The following is a 25075-nucleotide window of genomic DNA, read 5'->3' on the forward strand; positions in this document are numbered from 1 at the left end:
CCCCAGTTAATGGTAGATAAAGCTGGATGCCGCCCAGGCCAGAAGAACGGTGGGCGCCCCGGTAATGAAACGTCCGACCAGCACGGCAGGTACGCCAACACGTACGGTCTCCTGGCGCGCATTAGCCAGCGACAACCCGACCGGAATAAAGTCACATGCCGCCTGGGCGTTAATCGCGAATAAGGCAGGCAGCGCCAGATGTGGAGGTATCGTGCCCTGGCCTATCTGCACCCCAACCAGCACGCCAATAACCTGAGCAATAACCGCGCCCGGCCCCAGAAACGGTGACAGCAGCGGGAAAGAACAAATCAGCGCCAGCGTGACTAATCCTACCGGGCTGTTTGCCAGCGGCGTCAAACCGTGTGCGATAAAGTCACCGAGTCCGGAAGCCATGATGATGCCGATTAAAGCTGAAACGAATGCCATAAAAGGCAATATGGTTTTCAGCACGGTATCGATGGTTTCGCGTCCTGACTGGAACAAAATGGCGACGGCGGAGCCCATTCCCATCCCGACTTTGGCCAGCAGGCCATCGCTTTGCTCGGTGATCTTTTTACTGGTGTCGTAATCACGCCCCGTGCCTTTGCCGGCATTGACGGCAACGTCCGCCACTGCGACTTCTGGCGGCGCAGCCTCTGCGTCATTGGCGACACGTATATCGGCCACCCTGACGCCTGACACATAGATATCTTCGGTGATGAATTGCGCCAGCGGGCCTGATTTCCCGGTGGCATGGATGTTAATAGTTGGAATACGTCGCTTAGGGTAAAGCCCGCATCGCAGAGTCCCGCCACAGTCAATAACGGCTACGCCAATCTCTTCAGCCGGCGGCTCGCCCTGTTTGAATCCGTCTACCGCCTCCCAACCGGTAAGCGCTACCAGGTGGTCAACAATCGCTGGTTTGGTGCCGGCAGTGATATAAACGATTTTTTTTCCCGCAGTGACGTTAATAGAGAGAGGGCCGCCCCAACCACTTTCCCCTTTACGTATCTCAATTGTATTGGCCATTTCCTGCTCCGGTTCTTATAGATGCACTGATTTATCAAGTTTGATGCCCATCTTTTTCTCAAAAACAGAGGTCGTCAGATCGGTCACCCAGCCACGGAAAAAGTTAGTGATAAGTCCCACCAGCAGGTAGCTCACGGCAAGAGGTCCGAGCGGTACCCCAAGCGTAGTGAGACCGTTAGCGATGCCAAGATAGACAAACAGCTCCCCCGGATTGATATGCGGAAACAGGCCATTCATTGAATGACAGCTGTACGAGGCCGCAGCGTAATAGCTTGGCTTGTATTTCTCCGGCAGAAACTTGCCCAGGCTGTGGGTCATGGGATTGCAAAACACAAAGGTGCCGATAAATGGCAGCACCAGATAGCGAGTAACAGGGTTACCGGCACATTTCTGGGCCAGCTTTTCAATGCGGCGCTGACCGACAAATACAATCAGCGCGTTCATGATAACTAACAGACTAATAAGGAGAGGGAGTATGCCGGTCACCATCCCGACAAAAACCTCGCCTCCTTTCTGGAAAAGACCGATAAACCATTCGGCCCCATGTGTGATAGCTTCAATCATTGTTGATCTCCTGGCGTAAAGAACTGTCGTTTTCTCTTAAGGCAGGAACAAATTAGATCGAAAATGAAGTAAATAAAGCTACCAAAGTCACAAAATGAGTATAAAAACTTTTAATCTGAAAGAAGAAATGAAAGATATTACCTTTCATTTCACATACTAATGCCTTTACAATAGCATGCATGAGCATAGTTCAGGCTGCGTCTGAGCCGAAGAGGTGACTAAAATGAACGGTAAAATATGATTTTTATCAGCAAGGTAAAGCAGAAAAATAGTACAGAAGGAAAGTGCAGCAGCGGGGCTGTGCCGGCTGCTTAAATATGCTGCAGGCATAACGTGAAATGAAATGTTTTAAAGGAAAAGCTGAAAGTCTGGTGCAGGCTGCTGGCGGATACCTTATGCACTCCGGTCCCTGTTTGCCACCGGAGCCCCTTTAAACCCCGGCCCGGTCGGGTTAAACACTGGTCTGAACAAGAGCAAGCTGATAACACAGGGGCAAATACCCCAGAGGGTAAATATGACGAACATCACCGTCATAAACGGCAGTTATTCCGTCCTTAACGTCGGTAAATAACGTTCAGCTGCTGACAAAATTATTTCCCGTACGATCCAGTCAACAGCGGAACCCGGAGGGATCCCGTCATGATCATCCTGCAAAACTCCTTTCTGTGTCTGAAGCACGCCGCCCTTAACTAACAGGTAGCACCCTCCGCAACGCTTTTTGGGTCAGAATTGAGCCTGTCAAAATTCGTAATCTACTGTTTCTTTTCATCATTTTTGATTAAGGATTCAATAAACTTTTTTTGCTTCTCATTGAGCTTAAGCTTTTTTAATTGTTCGGCCAGCTTGTTGGGATCGTCTTGAACAGGCTGTTGCAACGCCTTCTTTATATCGTTCGCTACCCGGATCAAAGAGACAAAGATCAACGCCAAAAGTAATACACAAAAGATGAAGACGGCTATCCACGTCGTTCTTATACTAATTTTCATTTTCCATCCCCATAACCATAAGCATCATTAAGACAAATCTCATAACGAAATGGTTCAAAGCAGGAATGATAACAGTCAGAAGCTTTATTCTTAGCGCATAATCTCAATTTATTCCGTTTGATATGCTACAAAAACTCTTTTTCACGGCATATAAAATTATTATCTCCCGAAGCAGTTTTACGATCCCTTTACATTCAGAGAGTTTGCGCAGCCGGGTAAAAATCCGATCGTCATCCTGAGGAAATGGGCGCCAGGGGAAGGTCACCCTAGTCAATAGCGGGGACAGAAGCGAAATGTGTAAACGCCTTTCAGAAGCGATTTGCAGGGATGCCAACCAGCGTCCAGGCGTTATGGCGGTCGGAGAGCAGGCGCTGATGGTAGTCTGACAGGCGTTCCGGGGTCAGCCCCTGGATAACGTACTCATCGGGCTGAGGTACCGACTGTTGCGCAGCCAGCCAGCGCTGCCGGCACTCCTGCTGGAAATCAGACGCTGCCAGCCTTTGTTGCGCCAGCAATGCCGCCCCCTTTTCACGCACTGTTTCCATGCTGAGAGCGGCCAGTTCATCGTCCATTCCTGGCAAGAAACGGTCGATATGCGCCGAAAGCTCGCCGGTGCTCAGATGGGGAGATTGCAGGGCAAACAGCAGCCCCGACCGCCCCGCCGCCTGGTAAAAACGGCAGCTGACCACATAACCAATATTCTGCTCCACGCGCAGACGTTGGAAAAATGCAGGTTGATAGATCAGCGCCAGCAGCTGCCAGGCCGCCAGGCACTGTGTGCTGTTTTCCACCAGCGGGCAGAAGCGTAACAAGGTCGCATCGTGGCTGATGGTCGCCACCTGATATTCAGGCTGCGGTGCTAACGGCTCTGGCTGCATCCGGCCCGGCGGATTGATGGTGCCGGGAAATGCGCTAAGCAGCTGCGACAACGACTGGCGGAGCGCATCGTCCCCGCCATCGAGGACCGCCTGCCACGCCAGGCGCGGCAGCCGCCGCCCTGCCGGTTGGTAAACCGATGAACGCAACAGCGCGGGCAGTGCATCGATCAGGGCGCGTACCGCAATCCCCTCACGCTGCGCCTGCTGCTGGCGTTGGTATTGCCGCTCGCCCAGCGCGATCATCACAGGGGATATCTCACACAGCTGGCGGATCAGCGTTGCCAGCGTGCGCACCATTAACGCCGGGCTGCCGCACAGCTGGATCAGCCAATGACCCTGCTGGCAGCTGACGCTCAGATCGCCGCCCTTATGGGCACAGTCGGCTGCCAGCGCTCTCAGGCGCGATTGCAGGATGACTCCCCAGGGCGCATGAAGTTCATCCAGCGGGCTTAGCAACAGCGCCGCACGGCCCTTACCCGCCCGCTGATGGTTCAGCGCGACCTGCCCGGCGGGTAATGCTGCCTGAGCGTCAGGCTGGCTTTCGCAGAAAAAAGTCAGCGCTTCAGCGGGGATTAACGCGGTTACCGGCGCACGCGTTTGCGCAGCGCAGCGCAGCCTGAAGCCCTGAACGCTGCACTGCTGCGCCAGCGACTGCGCGCCGATCCACAAGCGGGCTAAACGCGCTACTGACAGCCGCGCACAGAACCCTGGCCAGTCGTCTTGCTGTACTTGCGGCGGAGCAAAACCAACGGCGTGTTCGCGTAACTGATCCATCGGCGAAAGCCTGGCAAACTGAAAGTCAGCGAGCCGCATATAGTGCTGGCGCTGCCGCGCCGTCAGTGCCGTCAGTCGTTGCAGCCAGTGATGCACCCAACCTTCCACCTCTGCGGCCTGCTGCTCATCAATCAGCGCCAGTTCAACGCTGACCAGTGTTTGCATCGCGCTGTGATAAGGCACCAGCAGCCGCGCGCCATCGCAGAGATGGTGCGCACGCAGCGTTGCCATCAGGCCACCTGCGGCCTCATCCAGTAAGAGCTGGCGCAGCAAAGTCAGCTCGTTACTGCGCGGCCTGTCCAGCAGGAAAGAGAGACGCAAACGCGGCGATCCCGCCAGTTGCAAAGCCATATCAGGCTGCGATGAATAATGCAGTAACGGAAGCGCTGGCGGTGGCACACCAACAGCAGAAAACGCACTGCCGTACTGTCGGGCCAGCTGCCATAACGCTTCGGGCGACTGCGGTCCCTGCAACCACAGCGTGATATTCGCCGCGTGATAATAGCGTTGATGAAACTGCTGTAACGCCAGCCGCAGTGCCGGCCAGTCCCCGGTAAAACTCGCGGCGTTACCGATATGAAAACGCTGCCACGGATGTGCGGCAAATGCCATGCTCTGCGCGGCATTGCACAACGTATCCTGCTGCCCGGCCAGCAGGCGGCACTCGGCGTCAATGGTAGCCACTTCCTGGCGGATGGCATTTTCTGCCAACAGCGGAGCCAGCAGCATATCGCTCAAACGAGCCAGCCCCGGAGCCAGCAGCCCGGCATCGCACTCGAAAAAAAAGGCCGTGCTGCTGCCCTGGGTGGTGGCATTCAGCCGCCCTCCCCTGGCCGGTAACCAGGCCATCAGCCGCTCGTCATCCGCATAAGCGCAACTGCCGGCAAACAGCAAATGTTCCAACAGATGAGCCAGCCCCGGCCAGCTGTCCGGTTCATAATGGCTACCGGTATCCACCTGGAAAAGCGCTGCAGCCTGTACTGCCTGCGCATCGCTAATCAACACCACGCGCAAACCGTTGTCGAGCCGTCGTCGCTGTGGCTGCATCCGTCAGCCCTTGAAGATCAGCTGGGCGTTAACCCGCTGGGAGTTTGCGCGATTACGGAACCGTAGCTGGTTCACCTGAATGTGGCTGCAGTTGGCCTGTTCACGCGCGGCAAGGATGGTGCCGTGATGTTCTGACTTGCTGCATACCGGGTCGGCGTTATCAGCGTTGCCGGTCAGCATAAACGCCTGGCAGCGGCAGCCGCCGAAGTCTTTCTCTTTTTCATCACAGGATCGACATGGCTCCGGCATCCAGTCAAAGCCGCGATAACGGTTAAAGCCAAACGAGTTAAACCAGATATCCTGCAGGCTGTGCTCCAGCACCGACGGGAAAGGTATCGGTAGCTGGCGGGCGCTGTGACAGGGCAGCGCCATGCCTTCCGGCGTGACGCTGAGGAAGATCGCGCCCCAGCCGCCCATGCAGCCCTTAGGCCGCTCTTCATAATAGTCCGGGGTGACGAACAGCAGATTGGCCAGATTACCGCTGGCGGCCATCTTCTCGCGGTAGTGGTGCACCACCGCCTCGGCGCGTGCCAGCTGGTCGCGGGTAGGCAGCAGTCCCTCGCGGTTGAGCTGCGCCCAGCCGTAAAACTGGCAGGTTGCCAGCTCGACATCATCGGCTTCCAGTTCGATGCACAGCTCGATAATGCGGTCAAGCTGGTCGATATTGTGGCGATGCAGCACAAAATTCAGCACCATTGGATAGCCGTGCGCTTTAACCGCACGCGCCATCTCCAGCTTTTGTTGAAATGCCTTTGTCGATCCGGCCAGCGCCGCATTCAGGGTTTCATCGCTGGCCTGGAAGCTGATCTGAATATGATCCAGTCCCGCTTCGGCGAAGGCGTCGATCTTCTTCTGCGTCAGGCCGATCCCGGAGGTAATCAGGTTGGTATAGAAACCGAGATCGCGCGCGCTGCGGATCAGCTCGGGCAGATCGTTACGCACCAGCGGTTCGCCACCCGAAAAGCCAATCTGTACCGCGCCCATCGCCCGCGCCTGCTTAAAGACGTCGATCCACTGGGCAGTCGTCAGCTCTTTTTCCTGCCGTGCAAAGTCAAGCGGGTTGGAGCAATACGGGCATTGTAACGGGCAGCGGTAGGTCAGCTCCGCCAGTAGCCAGAGCGGCGGTTTGATCGGTGATTCAGCTGGGTTCACGGAAAATTATCCACTTCTGTTCACGCGCGGCGGCAAAGAAATCGGTGACGTCATCATCAACGCCACCCGCGTCCGGGAACCGCACATTCAGCGTACGGGCGATATCAGCCAGCGAGCGTTGACCATCCACCAGTTCGAGGATCATCGTTGCGCTGTCGTTGAGTTTAGCCATCCCTTCGGGATAGAGGATGACATGGCAATTCTGCATCTCTTCCCATTGCAGACGATATCCACGGCGGAATATGGGAATGCGTTGGTCACATTTCACAGCAGATTTCCTTTATGCCAGACGGGTTGATCGGTCACGGTGTGATAAGGCGCACGGTTAAGTGTATACGCCATGGTCATGGCATCCAGCATGCTCCACAAAATATCCAGCTTAAATTGCAGGATCTCCAGCATACGCTGCTGTTTTTCAACGCTGTTGCAGTACTCAAGCGCCAGCTGTAAACCATGTTCAACATCGCGCCGGGCCTGGCCCAGGCGACCACGGAAATAGCCGTAGCCCTCTTCCTCGATCCACGGGTAGTGCTGCGGCCAGCTGTTGAGACGCGACTGATGGATTTCAGGGGCATACAGTTCAGTCAGTGAGCTACAGGCGGCTTCCTGCCAGACGGCACGGCGGGCAAAGGAAACGTAGGCATCAACGGCAAAGCGCACGCCGGGCAGCACCCGCTGCTCTGACTGCAGCACATCACGATCCAGGCCAACGGCTTCACCAAGCCGCAGCCAGGCTTCGATACCGCCCTCGCTGTCGCCCTGGCCATCATGGTCGAGAATACGCTGTACCCATTTACGCCGGGTTAACGCATCCCGGCAGTTCGCCATAATCGCGGCGTCTTTCAAAGGAATACGGGTCTGGTAATAATAGCGGTTCGCCACCCAGCCCTGGATCTGCTCACGCGTAGCCTCGCCGTTATGCATAGCGATATGGTACGGGTGATGAATATGGTAGTAAGCGCCGCGAGCGCGCAGCGCCTGTTCAAACTGTTGTGGAGTCATCAATGCCGGTTGGGTCATAGTTCTATGCTCATGCCGTCGTAGCTGACCTCGATGCCGCGTGCGCTCAACGCCAGACGCTCGGCGGAGGATTCATCAAGGATCGGATTAGTATTATTAATATGGATCAGGATCTTGCGCGGTGCGGGCAGATCGCCCAGTAGCGCCATCAGCCCGCGATCTTCATCCAGCGCCAGGTGGCCCATATCGCGGCCGGTGTTGCGCCCAACGCCGGTATTTGCCAGCTCGTTGTCCTGCCACAGCGTACCGTCAACCAGCAGGCAGTCGGCCTGCGACATCAAATCCAACAGCTGCGCATCTGGTTCGCCCAAACCGGGGGCATACAGCAGTTTGCTGCCGCTGGCGGTATTTTCGATCATCAGCGCGATATTGTGTCCGGGAAGCGGACGCCCGCGATACGGTGAGTAAGGTGGGGCGTTGCTGAGGATGGGAATAGCAGTAAACCGCAACGCCGGACACACCGCGACGGAAAAAGGCTGCGCGAGCTGAATAGCATGATGCACCAGTCCACCGTTCCAGTGTTGCAGCATGGTGAAGATCGGAAAACCACTGGTCAGATCCGCGTGCACCTCTGCTGTGCACCACACATGATGTGGGCAACCTTCTCGCAGATTCAGCAAGCCGGTGCAGTGATCGATCTGACTGTCGGTAAGAATGATGGAGCCAATTCCCGAACCGCGCAGCTTACCCTGTGGATGAAGTTCGGGGTTGGCAGCAATCTGATGACAGATATCGGGCGAGGCGTTGCAAAGCACCCAGTCGCTGCCGTTATCGCTGACCGCGATGGAAGACTGGGTGCGGGCCGTGGCGCGGATGCTACCGTTACGCACGCCCTGGCAATTAGGGCAATAGCAGTTCCATTGCGGAAAACCGCCGCCGGCCGCAGATCCGAGAACTTTGATTTTCATGGGTTAACCGGGAAAGGGAATGAAAAAATGCCTGGGCTTAACCACAGGCATCACCGTTTTAGCCAGCGTTATTCACATTGTGATAAGGCGAGGGGTTAACGATTAGATATATATAACGTGACTTCCAGCCCCAGACGCATATCGATAAACGTTGGTTTAGTCCACTGCATTATCATTTCCTCAGGTGTAAAAAAAGCTCAAGTCTTCAATGTTGACCAAAATAGCTACATTATCGAAGTTAATAACGTAGCGGGACAGATTGCACTGATGATAAATCGATATCAACCCTGTACTTTGAGCAGATTATGCTAACCGGACCACTTTTTTTAAAATTAACCAATTAATTTCCCCACGTTTTTCGCAGGATCCTTAGCCAGTTCGCGCGGCACAGCTTTGCCAACAGCGGCTCGCTATAACCCGCACCGCGCAGTACGGCCAGCAGCCGGGGCAATCCGCTGACATCGCGGATATCATCCGCCAGGTGGACCCCGTCGAAGTCTGAACCAAACGCCACGCGGTCTTCCCCCAGCTTTTCCAGCAGGTAATCAAGGTGCCGGACCATCACGCTTAGCGGCATATCGCCGCCACGCTTGCCATCGCTGCGCAGAAATGCAGTACCAAAGTTCAGCCCCACCAGCCCGTCGCTGTAGGCGATCGCTGCCAGCTGATCGTCTGTCAGGTTGCGGGGTTGCGGGCACAGGGTATGCACGTTTGAATGGCTTGCTACCAGCGGAGCATTACTCAGTCTGGCGGTATCCCAGAACGCCTTTTCATTCATATGTGAAACATCGACCATCAGCCGACGCTGATTACACAGGCGGATAAGCTGTTTTCCTGCTGCGGTCAACCCCTCCCCGCTATCTGGCGAACCGGGGAAACTGCCGCTGACGCCAAAACCAAAACGGTTGGGAAGGTTCCAGAACGGCCCGATGCTGCGCAGTCCGGCATCCACCCAGCGATCGAGCTGGCTCAGGTCGCCATCCAGCGCTGCCGCCCCTTCAATATGCATCACCATCGCCAGTACGCCGCCGGCCATGCACTGCTCAATTTCGCTGGCGCTGCGGCAGATCTTCGCCCGCCCGCCCGACTGCGATGCAAGCTGTTGCAGGATGGCAATCTGGCTTGCAGTGATCGCCAGCGCATCGTGGCGCAACGCTTCCTGCTGCGCGTCCCGTCCGTGGAACGTTGCCACGTAATCTGAGGGCGGCACGAATACGGCAAACAGCCCACCGGCAAAACCGCCCTGCCGCATACGGCTAAAATCGAGATGACCACTAAGACGCCGGTTGAAAAAGGCCTCGGCAGGGTTTTCCGGGTGGTTCAGCCACAGATGCAGCAGCAGGTCGTTATGGCCATCGAAGACGGGGTTTAACGGGGAGGAATCGGTCATCAGGTTGCCATCTTCTCAATCGTAAAGCCTTAATAATATACCCCCAATCAGGGGCCGGGCAGCAAAAAGGCCACTCTGCTGCCGTGGCCTTATCTCTTGCTGCACGCTTTTTACGCCAGCTTAACCGGCCAGTGAGTGAGCTGGATACCCCGCTGTTGCGCCTCATCGCCAAATTCTTGCAGCACCGCAGTCACATCCGGGTCAAGATATTCTGCATTGTCGTGGTCAACGATCACCACGCTGTTTTCCGGGATCTGCGCCAGCAGGCCTTTCAGACGAGGATTATGCATAAAGTTCAGGTTTTGCTGGAAGCGCAGTACGTAATGATCGTCATATTGCGTCAGCATCATCGCATTACGCTGGCTGCGCCAGGTACTGAACAGGACTTGCGTGATAAGGCCAATCGCAATCCCCGCCAGCATACCGAAGATCAAAATGCCGCCAACGGTGGCGAGGAAAGGCACCGACTGCTGCGCCCCCTGACGAATTTGCGACACGAACAGCCGCGGAGATGCCAGCTTGTAGCCGGTATATAACAGTACCGCAGCAAGGCTGGCGAGCGGGATGGCATTCAGTAAGCCACTGAACCACAGGCCGCAAATCAGCAATAACAAGCCGTGGATCAAAATGGACAGCTTACTCTGCGCCCCGGCGCCCACGTTCACCGAACTGCGCACGATCACCGCAGTGATCGGCAGACCGCCGAGGAAACCGCACAGCGCATTACCCAGCCCCTGGGCGCGTAGCTCTTTGTCCGGCGAGGGTGCCGGATGCTGCAGACGTATTTTCTGCAACGCCTCCTGGCTGAGCAGGGTTTCCAGGCTGGCGACCAGGGCCAGCGTGACGGCCACCATGTACACCGCCGGGTTTTGCCAGGCCATCCAGTCAGGGCGCTGCAACTCACCGGCCAGCGATGTGATGCTGTCAAATGCAGGCAATGAAATGCGCGGAAGGTTGCTCGCTAATTCAGGAAACAGACGCCCGCCGAGAACGGTGGCCACGCAGCCAAGCAGCACCGCCATCAGCGGGCCTGGCATCCAGCCCAGCCAGCGATTTTTTTTCACCGCCGACGTCGTCCACAGCCAGAGAACCAATAACCCACTGAGCGCGACCGCCATCGCGGGTAAAGAGATATTCAGTGCACTGCCGGTCAGCCACGAGGCCAAATCGTTTTCACCCGCTGCGCCAAGAGCAACCGGAATTTGCTGGATAATCAGAAGGATGCCAATAGCCGCCAGCATTCCTTTGATCACGCTGCCCGGCACAAGGCTGATAAATCGCCCCGCGCGTACCACGCCCAGCGAGAATTGCAGTACGCCGGCCACGATCAGCGCCAGCAGCAGTGCAGAGAAGGAACCGAGCGTTTCAATCGCGCCGGTGACAATAGTGACCAGCCCTGCCGCCGGGCCACTGACAGCGAACCTGGATGGGCTGAAAGTGGTGACCACCAGGCCTCCAACCACGCCGGTCAGCAGCCCGACAAACGGTGGCAGACCGCTGGCCTGGGCAATCCCCAGGCACAGCGGCAAGGCAACCAGAAACACCACTAATCCCGCGGGAATGTCCCGGCGCAAGGTTTGTAGATTCACGTGCAACCCCCCTCTGACTGTTGCTGAACCAGCTCTTTCAGATGTCCGCTGTGCAGGTCGTAAACGCAACCAAATACGTCAAGATCGGCTCCTTTACGCCACGCGTTAACCACCGGCACGGTTTGCACCAGCTGGCTGAACTGCGCCAGTACATTGGCTTCGACAAGGCGATTGAGACGAGCAACATCGTCCTCTTGCGCATTGGGCGCAGCGAGCTGGACGGACAGCGCTTCGCGCAACAGGGTGATACGCCTTGCCAGCGCTGAATTCTCATCATTTAACGGCAGATCCGGCAGCGTCAGCGCCGCCTGCACGCCGCCGCAGCCATAGTGTCCACAAAGGACAATGCGCGAAACCTGCAAATATTCGATGGCATATTGCAATACGCTCATAAAATTATCGTCATTGCTGACGACCATATTGGCGATATTACGATGCACAAACAGCTCGCCCGGGTGCGAATTAGTCAGAACTTCTGCCGGAACCCGGCTGTCGGAACAGCCAATCCATAATGAATGTGGCTGCTGGCCTTCTGCATTTTGCTGAAAATATTGTGGATGACGCTGCTGTCGCTGTAATGCCCAACTGCGGTTTTTAGCTAACAGGGGTTTGAGTGTCCTCAAGATATAATCTCTCTTCCAGAAACAGATATTCAAATAACTGAGAAATAAGTTTTAACACTTAGATCAATAAAATGCGATTAGGAATAGTCCTAAGTTTGATGGGTATATTTTTTTTAAATTAATTATGCCGTCTTTTTGCATGCGTTCAGTCCAGTCTGACATTGAGTAAACTAAACTTAGTTCGGGCGCGACGCAAGCACAGGCAAGATCAAATTTCGCTATTTTTCATACAATTAAAAATTAAGCCTCGGTTAACATTCAATCAAAAAAAATATTTTTTTTAAATTTACAACTATTTCATAACGGTTTTAAACCATGGATGACCATTGAATAAGGAGGGTGAAACGATGAGCATAAGCGCCATGAAATATATTAGTTAGTTGCCTGTGTAATCAATAAATGTCAGTTAATCTGGAGCTATTTAAACAAATTTACATTAGATAATCGGGCTGCACATAATATGTCAACGCTTAGCCCTTCTAATGGCAGATTTCTTTCCGTGCAACCTTGTCAGATCGTTACCTGTAAAACAAACGAGATGCACTTGTCCGGCGGCGTTGACCTTACCGGGTTGGGTGACGTTAAACGCCTCGGCGTGTGGGTCAATGCCTTGCCATTGCAGCTCCGCGGCAGCAGCGCAAGCGCCCTGTTGGCGGGCGGCATGACGCATCGCTGCTGCGCCAGCCCCTGAGCCATCAGCAACCCGATGCCGCGGACAGCGCCGCTGATCGGTTTCCGTTGGTTTTCGGGTGAGAAAAGAGATGTCATGGTTATCCTTTGAAAGTCAGTTGCACTCTGGCGAGCGGTGTCGGGTCAGCGGCAAGGCGCGGGGCCGTTTCGCTGAACCCGGCATGCTGGCGATAATCACCGCTAATGATGCAGAATTGCGTGATGGTGATAAGTGTAGATCCCAGTAGCAATAACGCTCTGTAGCCTGTTGGCGAAACGGGGTTGCATTGGCAGAACCGTGACTGAGATCGCTAAAGTTGATGTTACAGATAACCCGAAGCAGGTTGTCCTTACGCCCTGCTACCAATCAGTGGCATTCATCACAAAGCGCTAATCCTGTCTTTCACCCTGCTCGTTTGCCCGCTACAGTTGAACTCATCCGACCACTTCAGGATTGCCGACCATGAGCGCATCACTGTTTACCCCGCTGGACCTGGGTTTCACCCAGCTTAAAAACCGTTTTCTGATGGGATCGATGCATACCGGGCTGGAAGAGCATCCTGACGGGCCTGCAAGGCTGGCGGCATTCTATGCCGAGCGCGCCCGCGCCGGGGTGGCGTTGATCGTGACCGGCGGTATTGCGCCAGCGGTGGAAGGCGTGGTCAGCGCCGGGGCGTCAGTGCTGAATGCCCCTTCACAGCTGGCACCGCATCGCCTGGTGACCGATGCAGTGCACCGGGCCGGGGGGAAAATCGCCATGCAGATCCTGCACGCCGGGCGCTACAGTTTTCAGCCCAGGCTGGTCGCCCCGTCCGCGATCCAGGCGCCAGTCAACCCGTTTTGCCCGCGTCAGCTAAGCCATACAGACATTTTGCGTCTGATTGCTGATTACGCTCGCTGCGCTGCGCTGGCCAGGCAGGCAGGCTACGATGGCGTGGAAATAATGGGTTCTGAAGGCTATTTAATTAACCAGTTCCTTGTGGAGCATACTAATCAGCGCAACGACGAATGGGGCGGCGATGAAGTACGCCGCCAGCGTTTTGCGCTGGCGATCCTCAGGGCGGTGCGCGCAGCTACCGGGCCGGCGTTTATCATCATCTTCCGCCTGTCGATGCTGGACCTGGTGGAACAGGGCAGCACGCTGGATCACACTATCCGCCTGGCACAAGCGCTGGAACAGCAGGGCGCCACGCTGCTCAATACCGGTATCGGCTGGCATGAAGCGCGTATCCCGACGATTGCCACCTCGGTGCCGCGTGCTGCCTTTGCCTGGGTAACGCAAATTCTCAGGCCGCATGTCAACATCCCGCTGATTGCCACCAACCGCATCAATCATCCTGCTGTCGCCCAGGCGCTGCTCGATGAAGGCTGTGCCGATATGGTGTCAATGGCGCGCCCGTTTCTCGCCGACGCCGAGTTCGTGCTGAAAGCCAGCGAGGGGCGCAGCGACGAAATTAATACCTGCATCGGCTGCAATCAGGCCTGCCTCGATCGCGTCTTCGTCGGTGAACTCACTTCTTGCCTGGTCAACCCGCGCGCCTGCCACGAAACGGTACTGGTCAGCCGCCCGGCGCGCCAGCGGAAAAATCTGGCGGTGGTCGGTGCCGGGCCGGCCGGGCTGGCGTTTGCCGTTAACGCCGCGGCACGCGGACATGCGGTCACGCTGTTTGATGCGCACGCGGAAATCGGCGGCCAGTTTAATATCGCCCGGCAAATTCCCGGTAAAGAAGAATTTAGCGAAACGCTGCGCTACTTTCGCCGCCAGCTGGCGCTTCACGGCATCACCCAACGGCTCAACCACCGCGTAAAACCAGAGGATGTAATCGGCTTCGATGAAGTAGTGCTGGCAACCGGGATCGTGCCACGCACGCCGGACATTCCGGGGATCGGTCATCCTTCGGTACTCAGTTATCTGGACGTGATTGGCGATAAAAAGCCGCTGGGCCAGCGCGTAGCCATTATCGGTGCCGGGGGCGTTGGCTTCGATACAGCTGAATACCTCGCCGTCAGCGGCCCGTCACCCAGTCTGGATATCAGCCGCTTTTGTCAGGAATGGGGCATCGACCGCAGCCTGAAGCAGCCGGGGGGGCTGCTGCCCGCGCAGCCCCCCCGGCATGCACGTCAGATCTGGCTGTTGCAGCGCAAAGAGGGCAAACCCGGTGCCGGGCTGGCGAAAACCACCGGCTGGATCCACCGCGCCAGCCTGCAAAAGCATGGGGTAGAGATGTGGGGCGGCGTACGCTATCAACGCATTGACGACGATGGCCTGCATATTGTCCGCAACGGCGAACCGCAGCTGCTGGCGGTCGATAATGTGGTGATCTGCGCCGGGCAGGATACGCAGCGGGAACTGGAAAAGGATCTGCTGGCTTTTGGTCTGCCGCTCCATATCATCGGCGGGGCAGATGTTGCCGCCGAACTTGATGCACGGCGGGCCATTGCCCAGGGCACCCGGCTTGGTTTAGCGATTTGACTGCGTGCCTGAGGATGGATCAACGGCGCTGCCTTGTTGTCCGGCCCCTCCCCTCGCCACTCCGATCGCCTAAGGCATTTTCACCGAACGCAGCACCACAAACTTCTGCTGCGTCGCCACAGTGGTGCAGTTCCCAAACAGCTTCTTCATTTTGTGGTAGTAGTCGAGATGACGATTACCGACGATACGCAGCTCGCCACCGTACTGCAGGCAGCGGCGGGCATCGCGGAACATCTGCCAGGCGATATGATCGGTGACCGCGTTCTGCTGGTGAAAGGGCGGATTGCACAGCACCGCATGCAGGCGGTCCGAGGGATAGCCGGCCAGCGCATTGTTCACCCGGAACTCGCAGCGTGCCAGATCGTCGGGGCAATTTAGCCCGACGTTCAGACGGCTGGATGCGACCGCCATATAGGATTCATCAAGGAAGTGGATCTGCGCCAGCGGATTCTGTTGCAGGGCAATTAAACCAATCACGCCGTTGCCGCAGCCGAGATCGATGATTTCGCCGTCGATATTTTCCGGCAGATGCTGCATAAAGAAACGCGCACCGATATCCAGGCTGCCGCGAGCAAACACGTTGGCGTGATTGTGAATTTGCCAGGGCGTACCGTCCAGCGGCCAGCGGGTTATCACCTCGCTGTGTTGCAGTTCGGGTTTGCTGAACGAGGCGTAGATCAGGCGCGCCTTTTTCCGGGCCAGCGAGGTGGTGGTCGGGCCAAGCACTTTTTCAAACAGCTGCAGGGTCGAGGTGTGGATCTCTTTCGCTTTACCGGCGCCGATGATTTGCGTTTCTGGCGTGACTACTGCGCGCAGCGCACGCAGCTGATGTTCAAGTAGTGCGAGAGTTTTTGGCACTTTTATCAGCACCCGCGCCGGCGCCGCGGGCAGAGGAGCCAGGCTATCAAGTAGCCGCACGTCGCCCTCGTCGAGCTGATTCAGCGCCAGATTCTGCCGGGTAGCCTGCTGGTTCAACCAGGAGTCGCTGATGCTCCAGACGTCCTCCCCCGCCAGCGCGCACGCCAGCGCGCCGAAGGTATCATTGAAGATGAGCGTCGGGCCGTTGACCGGGGCATCCCCCAGCTGGTTAAGCAGGTATTCATCGGCCGCATCCCACGCCTGCAACGGGCTTTCTTCGCGCATTTGGGGAAAGCGATGCAGCGTCAGCATGCGGTTGCTCAGTTCAAGTTGGCTCATGGGATCACCTTAGTGGTAAAATTCCCGCGTTTTATCCCCCAAAACGGGCGTACAGTAAACGTTTTTCTTCACCGGAGTCAGTATGTCATCGCTTATTTACCTGCAAGGTTACCCTGAATCGCTGCTGTCTCAGGTGCGCACCCTGATTGAACAGCAGCGGCTGAAAAAAGTTGTCAGCCAGCGTTACCCCGCGATGCACAGTATCACCAGCGACAAAGCGCTGTACGACTACGCGCTGAATTTAAAAAATCAGGCGCTACGCAATGCACCACCGCTGAACAAAGTCATCTACGACAGCAAAATTAAAGTGATGAAGCACGCGTTGGGGCTGCATACGGCGATATCACGCGTTCAGGGCGGCAAACTCAAAGCTAAAGCTGAAATCCGCGTCGCAACCATCTTTAAGCAGGCCCCGGAGGCATTTCTGCGTATGATCGTAGTACATGAACTGGCGCACATTAAAGAGAAGGATCACAACAAAGCGTTTTACCAGCTGTGCTGCCATATGGAGCCACAATACCATCAGCTCGAGTTCGATACCCGACTGTGGCTTACGGCACAGGCGCTGGAGGGGCGTGCAGGCTAATCAATAATCAAGCTTGCTGATGGGTACCGCTAGCCTGCCTGCGCCAGGCTACCGGTACGCTTATTGTCCCTGAGCCGTTAATCTGACCCTGCCTGAAACAATGAGCAGAATGATTGAAAGCAGACTGACAAAAACAAATGCGCCAATCAAAGAGGAAAGATGAGCAACGAAGCCAATAAGTGCGGGGCCGACTAATATTCCTGAATAGCCGAGGGTATAAACCGCAGCAACCGCTAGCGCATCCGGCATATCCTTTTGCTGCCCTGAAGCAGTAAACAGCATCGGTGCAATGTTGGCAACGCCAAGACCAATCAACAGAAATGCCAACGCGGTGATGAACAGCGTATGACTGACAATAAGCACGATAAATCCCGCGGTGGCCAGCATCGCACTGCCAATAAAGATCTTCTTCGCCCCCAGTTTTTCAACCGCCTTGTCACCCAGCAAACGCCCTGAAGTCATGGTGATAGCGAAGAGCGTGTATCCCAGCCCGGCCTGGCGAAGATCGATGCTATGCTGACTGATAAGCAGGATCCCGCTCCAGTCCAGCATGGAACCTTCCATCATATAGGCGACGCAGCACAGCAGTCCCAGCAGAAGTACGGCTCCCTTTGGCAACACAAAAAAAGGCGTCTTGCGGCGTTCCGCCTCATCCATCAGGCCAGACCAGGCAAACAGCATGATCGATGCCAACAGCGCCATGACGATCGCCACGACCTTGAGCGGTGGCACTTCCCAGGACAGCAGTGCGCTGACGACGGCAGCACCGGCAATGCCCCCCAGGCTGAAAAGTGCATGAAATCCGGACATTATCGGTCTTTGCGCATATTTCTCGGTGATCACGGCATGAATATTGACCACAACATCCATGGCACCGATTCCGGCACCAAAGCAAAAAAGCGCCAGCGCCAGCGGCACAATACTATCCAATGTCACTAACGCCGGCAGCGTAACTAACACCAACAGCAGCGCCAGCGTAAAAACGCGGCGACAGCCGAAGCGGGCAGCCAACATCCCGGATAAAGGCATCATGACCAGCGATCCCAGGCCAAAAGCTAACAGGATCACCCCCATCATGCCATTATCCACCTGCAGGCGCTCTTTCGTTAGCGGGATAAGCGGAGCCCAGCTTGCCAGAGAAAAACCGGCGATGAAAAAGGCTTTGCGCGTGGCGGCAATCGGTTTGTTGATAAGGGGAATGGCATCTTTTTCAGTCACAAACATATCCTTATACCCCCACGATAAAGTGGGGGAATGGGTCATTGAATTAAGTTTAGCTGAGAGAATTCAGCGATATCTTGCAGAGAGGCAATGACCGCAGAAGCTTGCAGATATTGCTGCTGGTCAGAGAGCGCATGAGGCCATGCATATATCTGCGCGATACCTGCCTGATGAGCCGCCGCAATGCCCAGGTCAGTATCTTCAATCACCACCGTTTTCTTTGCATCGGCGTTGAGTCGGCTGAGCATCTCCAGATAGGGATCGGGGAACGGCTTGGTACGCGCGATGTCGTCTCCTCCAATCAGCTGGACGGGCGCATCCAGCTGGAGCAGCGCCAGATTAGCCAGGCATATATGCCGTGGCGCGGTGGAAACAAAGCCAAAAGCGATGCCCTGCCGATGCAGCCTGTGGATCAGATCGCGCACGCCCGGGCGCAAGGCCTGTGGGGTGAGCAGGTCTTTATAGGTATCAACCACCCGCGCAATGATATCGGGATGGGAACAAGCGGCGATACCGATAAAGCTGAGCGTTTCCTCAAGGCTAAGTCCTATAAGCTGCTGCGGCGTATAATGCTGAATCTGCCCGGGTACCCATGCTTGCAGCACCTCGTAATGCAGCTTTTCGCTATCAACGATCACACCGTCAATATCAAAAATCACGGTCAGAGAAGTTATGTTCACTCTGTTAATTCCTTTTACCCATTCGTATCAGTACTTTACAATTTGCTGCTTCTGGCGGGGCCATTGTCTTATTGGCAATGTCGCAGCCAACCCGTCGGAAAGCATATTGGTAATCGGCAAAGTCGATTTCATGGCTTATCAGACGATCGGCGGGGATCAACCCATCACGGATCATAAGGTAGGCGCGTTCAAAGCTATTGTTCAGAGAATCAATCGAACCGATCACTGACAGGCTCTTATCGGCAATTTTCAGTATGTCGAGGGTTGCGTGTTTATCCTTTAGCGCCACGTTCAATAATTTGCCGCCGGGAGCAAGATGCTCGAAAACCAGTTCGGTCAACTGGCCGGTGGTATCGACCACAAGGTCGATCTGGCCGTTGCGGGATCCGTATTTCTGTTCAAGAGCCTGCTCAAAATCGTCATAAATGCGCGCGGCAGGTGGCAGATTATTACGGGCAAACTGATAACGGTGAGGATTCTTTTCTACCATCAATGCCTCGACGCCGCGCTGATGCAGTACCCATAAATAGAGCATCCCCATTGGACCGGCACCGGCGACGGCTGCACGGATATTGGTGTGGGTTATTGCCAGCTTATCCACCCCGGTAATCGTGCAGCTTAACGGTTCGGTAAGCGTTGCCGCCTGCATGCTGACATGGTCATCCAGCTTACGTAAAAAACCTTCCTTCGCGCGATACTGACCTGCAAAAGCCCCATCAGCAGATACGCCGGCTTCAGTGCCGATCTTCATTTCACAATGGTTAGGGTTACCGGTCTGGCACATCCGGCATTGCTGACAGGAGTAAGTCGGATTGACAACCACTCGATCACCCACTTTAAACTGAGTGACGCTTTCACCCACGCTGGTCACCACGCCGCTGGTTTCATGCCCAAGCGTGGTACCTGTCAGCGCTACAGGATAATCGCCGCTAATGATGCCAACGTCAGTACCACAAATGCCACAGACGTCGACGTCGACAATCACATCATCCGGTGCTGAACACGTCAGCGGCGGTATATCAGCAATTTCAACATGCCATGGACGGATATATTTAAGCGCCTGCATTATGCAACCTCCGCTTGGTAAACAGGAGACTGCTGGATTTCATTAAATGTTGCATCCAGCTTGGTAAGAATTTCCTGCAAGTGTTCCCGGGTACAGATCAGAGGAGGACGAACTTTTAGCGCGTTGCTTTTACCGTAGCGTGCACCACGAATAATCAGCCCGTGTTTGGCAGCTATAGCAATAACTTCAGCTGCATATTGCGGGCTGGGGGTGTCAAAACCATACAGCCCGGTGGCCGATCGCGTTCGGAGCTTATGGCTGGCAGACGGTGCACATCAGATAAAATCCTGCGCCTGCTGAATAAGGCTGGTTTTTGTCAGCGCGCCGAGATACTTTTTTTCCTGCGCATTATTCAGTACCGGCAGGCGCTCCAGCGTGACCTGAGCGAAAGCTTCCCACCCTTCTCTGATGGTCTGCCCGGCATAAATAATGGGGAAATGCGCATCCATCACGCAACTAACCGGGGAGGTCAGCGCGATCTCCTTATCCAGCACCTTGTGGGAGATATCGTGAATTGAAACGGCGCCGAGGAACTGCCCCTGGTCATCGATCACATATACAAAGCGCTCACGCTTCAGTGAGCTGACCGCCAACGCTTTCCCCACCGAGTCCTGCGGTGTCAACGCCGCGCCGGAAACAATAAATTGTGATACAACGCCATTGTCGAAGTCGAACTTGGCGTCCGAGCGGCTAAAATGACTGCTGACAACGGCATAGGTGCTGCCGGAGTGCAGGCGATACACCGTCATCGAAGCCAGTACGCTGGCGATCATCGCCGGGAATAACAGGCTGCTGTTTAGCGTCATCTCCAGTACCATCAGCATCGCCATCAACGGTGCCTGACTGACCGCGGCCAGCAGCGCGCCCATGCCGATCGCCGCAAACACCGCAACGTTACTTACAGGCAGCCCGGCTTTTACCGCCAGCAGCGCTACCACGCTGCCCATCAATGCACCGATCAACAGTGCCGGAGTAAACAGCCCACCCACGGCACCGGAACCGACGGAAATTGCCGTTGCCAGCATTTTAAGCAACAGCAACGTCAGCAGCATCGGCAACAGGAAACCGCCAGCCATAATGCGCACAATCACCTCATAGCCGTTGCCAAGGATCTGGCTACTGCCGACAGCCAGCCCCCCAACCAGCAGGCCACCAAGGCCCAGACGCAGCGGCAGACAACGCAGCGGGGCGAACAGCCGTTTGCTGTGGCTTATCAGCGCGGTCATCCCCCAGCCCAGCAAACCTGCCAGCAGCCCAATGGCAATGGTCAACGCCATGTTGCCCGGCGTCAGTTCAAACTGGCCGTGGGAAAACGGGTAGATAGCCGAACCGTGACCCAGCGACCACATGGTCAATACCGCTACGCCGGAAGAGATAATCAGCGGGATCAACCGCTGCATTGCCGCGATCCCGAAAGCGATTTCCGCGACGAATATCGCCGAAGCCAGCGGCGCATGATAAACCGAAGACAAGCCGGCGGCGGCGGCCATCGCCACCACATCGCTATTTTTCAACGCCAGCTTTTTAAACAGCCAGCGCCCCATCAGACTCCCACTCAGTGCAGAAAGCTGCACCATTGGTCCTTCCCGTCCAATGGATGCCCCGCTGCTAATACTGGCAAGGGAAGAAAGCCCGCGAAACAACGAGGTACGGGCCGGCACCGCATCCAGCCGGGCGTTGATCACGTCCAGATAATCGGTGCGCAGCGTCTGCTTTTGCTCAATCGCCGTGGCATAGCGCAGAAAGAACCCGGCAATCAGACCACCAACGCCGACAATCAGCGGCCAGCAGTACCAGGGATAAACCCGTATCGCCTCGGTAATATCAGCCTGTCCACCGAATAGCAGGCCATTAAGCAGGGCTATCGCTTCACGAAAGGCCAGCGTCACCAGCGAGGCCACCAGCCCAACCGGGATAGCGACCAGAATACGGGTCCAGTTTAGTGCATGTCCGCTGTGTGAGCTCATCGAATTGCCTCAGAATAATTTGCTTTATCGTGTGAGAGGATAGCGGAAAAATCAAATTGCTCAGGCAGATGCCGGGCGCTAACGGCCGCCGGGGATCCGATAACCGCCGGGCAAAATGCCGATCGGAACAGACTATTGCTGCCGTGCCGCTGGTTGCAATATGTAAATATGTCTAAATATTACTGAAGAATATTGACCTTCGGCGCACGTCATCCTATCTTTCTTATGGCAAAGGGGAGTAACTTCTTCGTCAGTCAATCGTCAATACGACATCCGCATGATGTCCGGTTACTGAACAACCGACAAAGGTTGTAAGTGAGACCTTGCCGGGAGGCGAGGCATGCTTACAGCAGCAATAACAGAGTGGCTGCCGTCTTCCGACGTTGGCCATTTTTTTTGCGCGGGATATGCTATGAATACTGTTGGTACGCCACTACTTTGGGGCAGCTTCGCTGTCGTTGTCGTTATTATGCTGGCGATTGACCTGCTGTTACAGGGGCGTCGCGGTGCGCACACCATGAGCATGAAGCAGGCCGCGGTCTGGTCCCTGGTATGGGTGACGCTCTCTCTGTTATTCAATGCCGCCTTCTGGTGGTATCTCACCGGCACCGTCGGGCGCGAAGTCGCCGATACTCAGGCGCTGGCATTCCTCACCGGTTATTTAATCGAAAAAGCGTTGGCGGTCGACAACGTGTTCGTCTGGCTGATGCTGTTTGGTTACTTTGCCGTGCCGGCTGCATTGCAGCGCCGGGTACTGATTTACGGCGTGCTGGGCGCGATTGTGTTGCGTACCATCATGATCTTCGCCGGAAGCTGGCTGGTCACCCAGTTTAGCTGGTTGCTGTACCTGTTCGGCGCGTTCCTGCTGTTTACCGGGATCAAAATGGCGCTGTCGAATGAGGATGATAGCGACATCGGCGATAAACCGCTGGTGCGCTGGCTACGTGGCCGACTGCGTATGACCGATAAAATCGAAGGCGAGCACTTCTTCGTGCGTCGAAACGGCCTGCTGTTTGCCACTCCGCTGCTGCTGGTACTGATTATGGTGGAGTTGAGCGATGTGATCTTCGCAGTCGACAGCATTCCGGCGATCTTCGCCGTGACCACCGACCCGTTTATCGTACTGACCTCTAACCTGTTTGCCATCCTCGGCCTGCGCGCTATGTACTTCCTGCTGGCGAATGTGGCAGAGCGTTTTTCAATGCTGAAGTATGGCCTGTCGTTGATTCTGGTGTTTATCGGGGTAAAAATGTTGATTGTCGATTTTTACCATATCCCAATTGCCATATCGCTTGGCATCGTCGGGGGTATTCTGGCGCTGACGCTGTTAATTAACGTCTGGGTCAACTACCGCCGCGATCGCAAGGCCGCCCGAGCCGAAACCACGCGTTAATCACGGCTGCATGCCGTCAGCGACCCCGGGCGAGCAAAATATGGCCCGTTAGCGAAAACAGCCCCTTACGCCATTACGGGCTGTTTTCTGCTGCGTCTTTTGCCACATCAGGCAAAAATCGCGCAATTTTCCCTTTCCCTGTCAGAGCATTTCCTTATACTCCTTCGGGCAAACACCTCATGTTGCCGGCATCTGTGGGCAGCTGAACATCGATAATGACAGCGATTTTAAATTATGAGTAAAGAAAACAACGGGCTGATACAGCGCCTGACGCACGGCAGCCTGGTAACACAAATTATGGTTGGGCTGCTGGCTGGCGTTGCTTTCGCCTGGATATCGAAAAGCAATGCGCAGGCGGTCGGCCTGCTTGGCGAGCTGTTCGTCAATGCCTTAAAAGCGGTCGCGCCGTTGCTGGTACTGGTTCTGGTTATCTCCTCCATTGCCAATCATCAGCAGGGTCAGAAAACCAATATTCGCCCGATTGTCATGCTCTATCTGCTGAGCACCTTTTTTGCCGCGGCGGTGGCGGTGGCGGCCAGCCACCTGCTACCGCAAAACCTGACGCTGCAAACCGCCAGTAGCGAGATCGTGCCGCCTTCCGGCATTATCGAAGTACTGCGTGGCCTGCTGATGAGCATGGTCACTAACCCGGTAGAAGCGCTGATGAAGGCCAACTACATCGGCATCCTGGTCTGGGCAATTGGGCTGGGCTTCGCTTTCCGCCATAGCAGCGACAGTACCCGCGCCTTTCTTAACGACGCCTCCGATGCGGTTACCCGCCTGGTGCGTATTGTGATCCGCATTGCGCCTGTCGGCATCTTTGGGCTGGTCGCTTCTATTCTTGCCTCAACCGGATTTAACGCGCTGTGGCAATATGCCAGCCTGCTCGGCCTGCTGCTTGGCTGTATGCTGCTTATGGCGCTGGTATGTAACCCGCTGCTGGTGTGGTGGCAAATTCGCCGTAACCCGTACCCGCTGGTATTTACCTGCCTGCGTGAAAGTGGCGTCACCGCCTTCTTTACCCGCAGCTCCGCCGCCAATATCCCGGTAAATATGGCGCTGGCGAAGAAGCTGGGTCTTGACGAGGACACCTATACGGTATCGATACCGATTGGAGCCAACATCAGTATGGCCGGAGCATCGATTACCATTACCGTGCTGACGCTGGCGGCGGTACATACATTAGGCATCCATATTGATGTCGGCACCGCTATCCTGCTAAGCCTGGTGGCATCGGTTTGTGCCTGCGGCGCATCCGGCGTGGCGGGCGGTTCACTGCTGCTAATCCCGGTGGCCTGTAATATGTTTGGGATCCCAAATGAAGTGGCGATGCAGGTGGTGGCGGTAGGCTTTATTATCGGCGTCCTGCAGGATTCAGCAGAAACCGCGCTAAATTCATCGGCGGATATTTTGTTTACCGCCGCAGCCTGTATGGCGGAAGAACGCAGACTGGAGCAAAATGCCTGATAATGCGCTTCCCGGCACAGAGCGCACCTCTGATGTAACAAAAGGGCTTCCCGCAAAACGGAAAGCCCTTCATAACGGCGCTCGCAGCCTGTCAGAACATCACCAATCGTAAAAGACGGGGATCGCACCCCGTCTTCAGGCTGCTACTTGCCGGATTCGTAAGCCATGAAAGCGGCCACCTCCCTGTAACCATCCTTATAGCGAATTTCGCAGAGCGATTTTCGTGTCAGATATGTGAATATTAAAAGCGTGACACACACTATAAGTACGCACCAGATAAGACAGTTCGCTGGCAGTTTCATCGCCTTCTCATCCTTGCCTTGCGGCGGGTAAGAGGCTATTCTGGATGTGTATGGCATGCAGATGGCCTCGTGGATTAATGAAAATTAACTACGGGGCTTTCTTAATTCTGCCTCA

General features: G+C 55.6%; 23 protein-coding genes. 4 read left to right on the plus strand and 19 right to left on the minus strand.

Annotated elements, in window-relative coordinates; translation table 11 throughout:
• Positions 1-6: 6 nt before the first annotated feature.
• The 13 genes from srlE to JGC47_RS14555 form a co-directional block, all read right to left on the minus strand.
• Positions 7-1008, minus strand: coding sequence for a PTS glucitol/sorbitol transporter subunit IIB (gene srlE / locus JGC47_RS14495; protein WP_004159990.1), 1002 nt, complete (start codon positions 1006-1008; stop codon positions 7-9).
• 15 nt (positions 1009-1023) lie between these two features.
• A complete protein-coding gene (gene srlA / locus JGC47_RS14500; RefSeq protein ID WP_004159991.1) occupies positions 1024-1572 on the minus strand; it encodes a PTS glucitol/sorbitol transporter subunit IIC in 549 nt (182 codons plus the stop codon).
• A gap of 752 nt (positions 1573-2324) precedes the next feature.
• Positions 2325-2558 carry a hypothetical protein gene (locus JGC47_RS14505; protein ID WP_004159993.1) on the minus strand — a complete coding sequence of 78 codons (234 nt, stop codon included), beginning with the start codon at positions 2556-2558 and terminating at the stop codon, positions 2325-2327.
• A gap of 308 nt (positions 2559-2866) precedes the next feature.
• Positions 2867-5257, minus strand: coding sequence for a pyrroloquinoline quinone biosynthesis protein PqqF (gene pqqF, locus JGC47_RS14510; RefSeq protein WP_004163300.1), 2391 nt, complete (start codon positions 5255-5257; stop codon positions 2867-2869).
• Between the two features lie 3 nt (positions 5258-5260).
• Positions 5261-6409, minus strand: coding sequence for a pyrroloquinoline quinone biosynthesis protein PqqE (pqqE, locus tag JGC47_RS14515; RefSeq protein ID WP_004159995.1), 1149 nt, complete (start codon positions 6407-6409; stop codon positions 5261-5263).
• Positions 6396-6617, minus strand: coding sequence for a pyrroloquinoline quinone biosynthesis peptide chaperone PqqD (gene pqqD / locus JGC47_RS14520; RefSeq protein WP_229023894.1), 222 nt, complete (start codon positions 6615-6617; stop codon positions 6396-6398). Before pqqD ends, pqqE begins: the two co-directional genes overlap by 14 nt.
• Before the next feature lie 56 nt (positions 6618-6673).
• Positions 6674-7429 carry a pyrroloquinoline-quinone synthase PqqC gene (gene pqqC, locus JGC47_RS14525; protein WP_004159997.1) on the minus strand — a complete coding sequence of 252 codons (756 nt, stop codon included), beginning with the start codon at positions 7427-7429 and terminating at the stop codon, positions 6674-6676.
• A complete protein-coding gene (gene pqqB, locus JGC47_RS14530; protein WP_004159998.1) occupies positions 7426-8337 on the minus strand; it encodes a pyrroloquinoline quinone biosynthesis protein PqqB in 912 nt (303 codons plus the stop codon). Before pqqB ends, pqqC begins: the two co-directional genes overlap by 4 nt.
• Before the next feature lie 95 nt (positions 8338-8432).
• A complete protein-coding gene (gene pqqA, locus JGC47_RS14535; RefSeq protein WP_004160001.1) occupies positions 8433-8507 on the minus strand; it encodes a pyrroloquinoline quinone precursor peptide PqqA in 75 nt (24 codons plus the stop codon).
• A 170-nt stretch (positions 8508-8677) separates the two neighbouring features.
• Positions 8678-9727, minus strand: a complete 1050-nt coding sequence (locus JGC47_RS14540; RefSeq protein ID WP_004160003.1) for a dipeptidase — start codon at positions 9725-9727, stop codon at positions 8678-8680.
• A 110-nt stretch (positions 9728-9837) separates the two neighbouring features.
• The gene (locus JGC47_RS14545) at positions 9838-11316 is read right to left on the minus strand and encodes a SulP family inorganic anion transporter (RefSeq protein ID WP_004160006.1); all 1479 of its coding nucleotides are present in this window, start codon (positions 11314-11316) and stop codon (positions 9838-9840) included.
• On the minus strand, positions 11313-11972 hold the full coding sequence (locus JGC47_RS14550; RefSeq protein ID WP_004160008.1) for a carbonic anhydrase: 660 nt from the start codon (positions 11970-11972) through the stop codon (positions 11313-11315). Before JGC47_RS14550 ends, JGC47_RS14545 begins: the two co-directional genes overlap by 4 nt.
• A gap of 477 nt (positions 11973-12449) precedes the next feature.
• Positions 12450-12707 carry a hypothetical protein gene (locus JGC47_RS14555; protein WP_024015345.1) on the minus strand — a complete coding sequence of 86 codons (258 nt, stop codon included), beginning with the start codon at positions 12705-12707 and terminating at the stop codon, positions 12450-12452.
• Positions 12708-13071: 364 nt separating this feature from the next.
• Between JGC47_RS14555 and JGC47_RS14560 the strand changes: the two genes are divergently transcribed.
• Entirely contained in the window at positions 13072-15081 is a 2010-nt protein-coding gene (locus JGC47_RS14560) for an NADPH-dependent 2,4-dienoyl-CoA reductase (protein ID WP_004163302.1), read from the plus strand.
• A gap of 69 nt (positions 15082-15150) precedes the next feature.
• Here the strand turns inward: JGC47_RS14560 and rlmG are convergent, their stop codons facing one another.
• Complete coding sequence (rlmG, locus tag JGC47_RS14565) at positions 15151-16278, minus strand: 23S rRNA (guanine(1835)-N(2))-methyltransferase RlmG (protein ID WP_004160019.1); 1128 nt, start codon at positions 16276-16278, stop codon at positions 15151-15153.
• Positions 16279-16360: 82 nt separating this feature from the next.
• Here rlmG and JGC47_RS14570 point away from each other — a divergent pair, with 82 nt between their 5' ends.
• Positions 16361-16864, plus strand: a complete 504-nt coding sequence (locus JGC47_RS14570; RefSeq protein WP_004160020.1) for a M48 metallopeptidase family protein — start codon at positions 16361-16363, stop codon at positions 16862-16864.
• A 60-nt stretch (positions 16865-16924) separates the two neighbouring features.
• Here JGC47_RS14570 and JGC47_RS14575 read toward each other — a convergent pair whose 3' ends face one another.
• From JGC47_RS14575 to JGC47_RS14590, 4 genes are all read right to left on the minus strand, one after another.
• Entirely contained in the window at positions 16925-18088 is a 1164-nt protein-coding gene (locus JGC47_RS14575; RefSeq protein WP_004160021.1) for an MFS transporter, read from the minus strand.
• 35 nt (positions 18089-18123) lie between these two features.
• Positions 18124-18765, minus strand: a complete 642-nt coding sequence (locus tag JGC47_RS14580) for an HAD family hydrolase (RefSeq protein WP_004160022.1) — start codon at positions 18763-18765, stop codon at positions 18124-18126.
• Between the two features lie 4 nt (positions 18766-18769).
• Positions 18770-19831 carry a zinc-dependent alcohol dehydrogenase gene (locus tag JGC47_RS14585; protein ID WP_004160023.1) on the minus strand — a complete coding sequence of 354 codons (1062 nt, stop codon included), beginning with the start codon at positions 19829-19831 and terminating at the stop codon, positions 18770-18772.
• Positions 19832-20106: 275 nt separating this feature from the next.
• Positions 20107-21798, minus strand: coding sequence for a chloride channel protein (locus tag JGC47_RS14590; RefSeq protein ID WP_004160025.1), 1692 nt, complete (start codon positions 21796-21798; stop codon positions 20107-20109).
• Positions 21799-22210: 412 nt separating this feature from the next.
• On the opposite strand from JGC47_RS14590, the gene JGC47_RS14595 reads away from it, so the two are divergent.
• Both JGC47_RS14595 and sstT read left to right on the plus strand, forming a co-directional pair.
• Entirely contained in the window at positions 22211-23191 is a 981-nt protein-coding gene (locus JGC47_RS14595) for a TerC family protein (protein ID WP_013035818.1), read from the plus strand.
• Positions 23192-23425: 234 nt separating this feature from the next.
• The gene (sstT, locus tag JGC47_RS14600) at positions 23426-24658 is read left to right on the plus strand and encodes a serine/threonine transporter SstT (protein ID WP_004160030.1); all 1233 of its coding nucleotides are present in this window, start codon (positions 23426-23428) and stop codon (positions 24656-24658) included.
• A 143-nt stretch (positions 24659-24801) separates the two neighbouring features.
• Here sstT and JGC47_RS17895 read toward each other — a convergent pair whose 3' ends face one another.
• Positions 24802-24918, minus strand: a complete 117-nt coding sequence (locus tag JGC47_RS17895; RefSeq protein WP_306475332.1) for a type I toxin-antitoxin system Hok family toxin — start codon at positions 24916-24918, stop codon at positions 24802-24804.
• Positions 24919-25075 lie beyond the last annotated feature (157 nt).

The sequence above is a fragment of the Erwinia amylovora genome, assembly GCF_017161565.1.
GTDB lineage: Bacteria > Pseudomonadota > Gammaproteobacteria > Enterobacterales > Enterobacteriaceae > Erwinia > Erwinia amylovora.

What these genes read in the sequence shown, in the direction of transcription:
- pqqF (WP_004163300.1), bottom strand. Translation starts at nt 5,257, where the DNA reads ATGCAGCCACAGCGACGACGGCTCGACAACGGTTTGCGCGTGGTGTTG.
- JGC47_RS14570 (WP_004160020.1), top strand. Translation starts at nt 16,361, where the DNA reads ATGTCATCGCTTATTTACCTGCAAGGTTACCCTGAATCGCTGCTGTCT.
- JGC47_RS14505 (WP_004159993.1), bottom strand. Translation starts at nt 2,558, where the DNA reads ATGAAAATTAGTATAAGAACGACGTGGATAGCCGTCTTCATCTTTTGT.
- JGC47_RS14540 (WP_004160003.1), bottom strand. Translation starts at nt 9,727, where the DNA reads ATGACCGATTCCTCCCCGTTAAACCCCGTCTTCGATGGCCATAACGAC.
- pqqC (WP_004159997.1), bottom strand. Translation starts at nt 7,429, where the DNA reads ATGACCCAACCGGCATTGATGACTCCACAACAGTTTGAACAGGCGCTG.
- srlA (WP_004159991.1), bottom strand. Translation starts at nt 1,572, where the DNA reads ATGATTGAAGCTATCACACATGGGGCCGAATGGTTTATCGGTCTTTTC.
- JGC47_RS14560 (WP_004163302.1), top strand. Translation starts at nt 13,072, where the DNA reads ATGAGCGCATCACTGTTTACCCCGCTGGACCTGGGTTTCACCCAGCTT.
- rlmG (WP_004160019.1), bottom strand. Translation starts at nt 16,278, where the DNA reads ATGAGCCAACTTGAACTGAGCAACCGCATGCTGACGCTGCATCGCTTT.
- pqqD (WP_229023894.1), bottom strand. Translation starts at nt 6,617, where the DNA reads ATGCAGAATTGCCATGTCATCCTCTATCCCGAAGGGATGGCTAAACTC.
- pqqB (WP_004159998.1), bottom strand. Translation starts at nt 8,337, where the DNA reads ATGAAAATCAAAGTTCTCGGATCTGCGGCCGGCGGCGGTTTTCCGCAA.
- JGC47_RS14590 (WP_004160025.1), bottom strand. Translation starts at nt 21,798, where the DNA reads ATGAGCTCACACAGCGGACATGCACTAAACTGGACCCGTATTCTGGTC.
- JGC47_RS14585 (WP_004160023.1), bottom strand. Translation starts at nt 19,831, where the DNA reads ATGCAGGCGCTTAAATATATCCGTCCATGGCATGTTGAAATTGCTGAT.
- JGC47_RS14575 (WP_004160021.1), bottom strand. Translation starts at nt 18,088, where the DNA reads ATGTTTGTGACTGAAAAAGATGCCATTCCCCTTATCAACAAACCGATT.
- JGC47_RS14555 (WP_024015345.1), bottom strand. Translation starts at nt 12,707, where the DNA reads ATGACATCTCTTTTCTCACCCGAAAACCAACGGAAACCGATCAGCGGC.
- JGC47_RS14595 (WP_013035818.1), top strand. Translation starts at nt 22,211, where the DNA reads ATGAATACTGTTGGTACGCCACTACTTTGGGGCAGCTTCGCTGTCGTT.
- srlE (WP_004159990.1), bottom strand. Translation starts at nt 1,008, where the DNA reads ATGGCCAATACAATTGAGATACGTAAAGGGGAAAGTGGTTGGGGCGGC.
- sstT (WP_004160030.1), top strand. Translation starts at nt 23,426, where the DNA reads ATGAGTAAAGAAAACAACGGGCTGATACAGCGCCTGACGCACGGCAGC.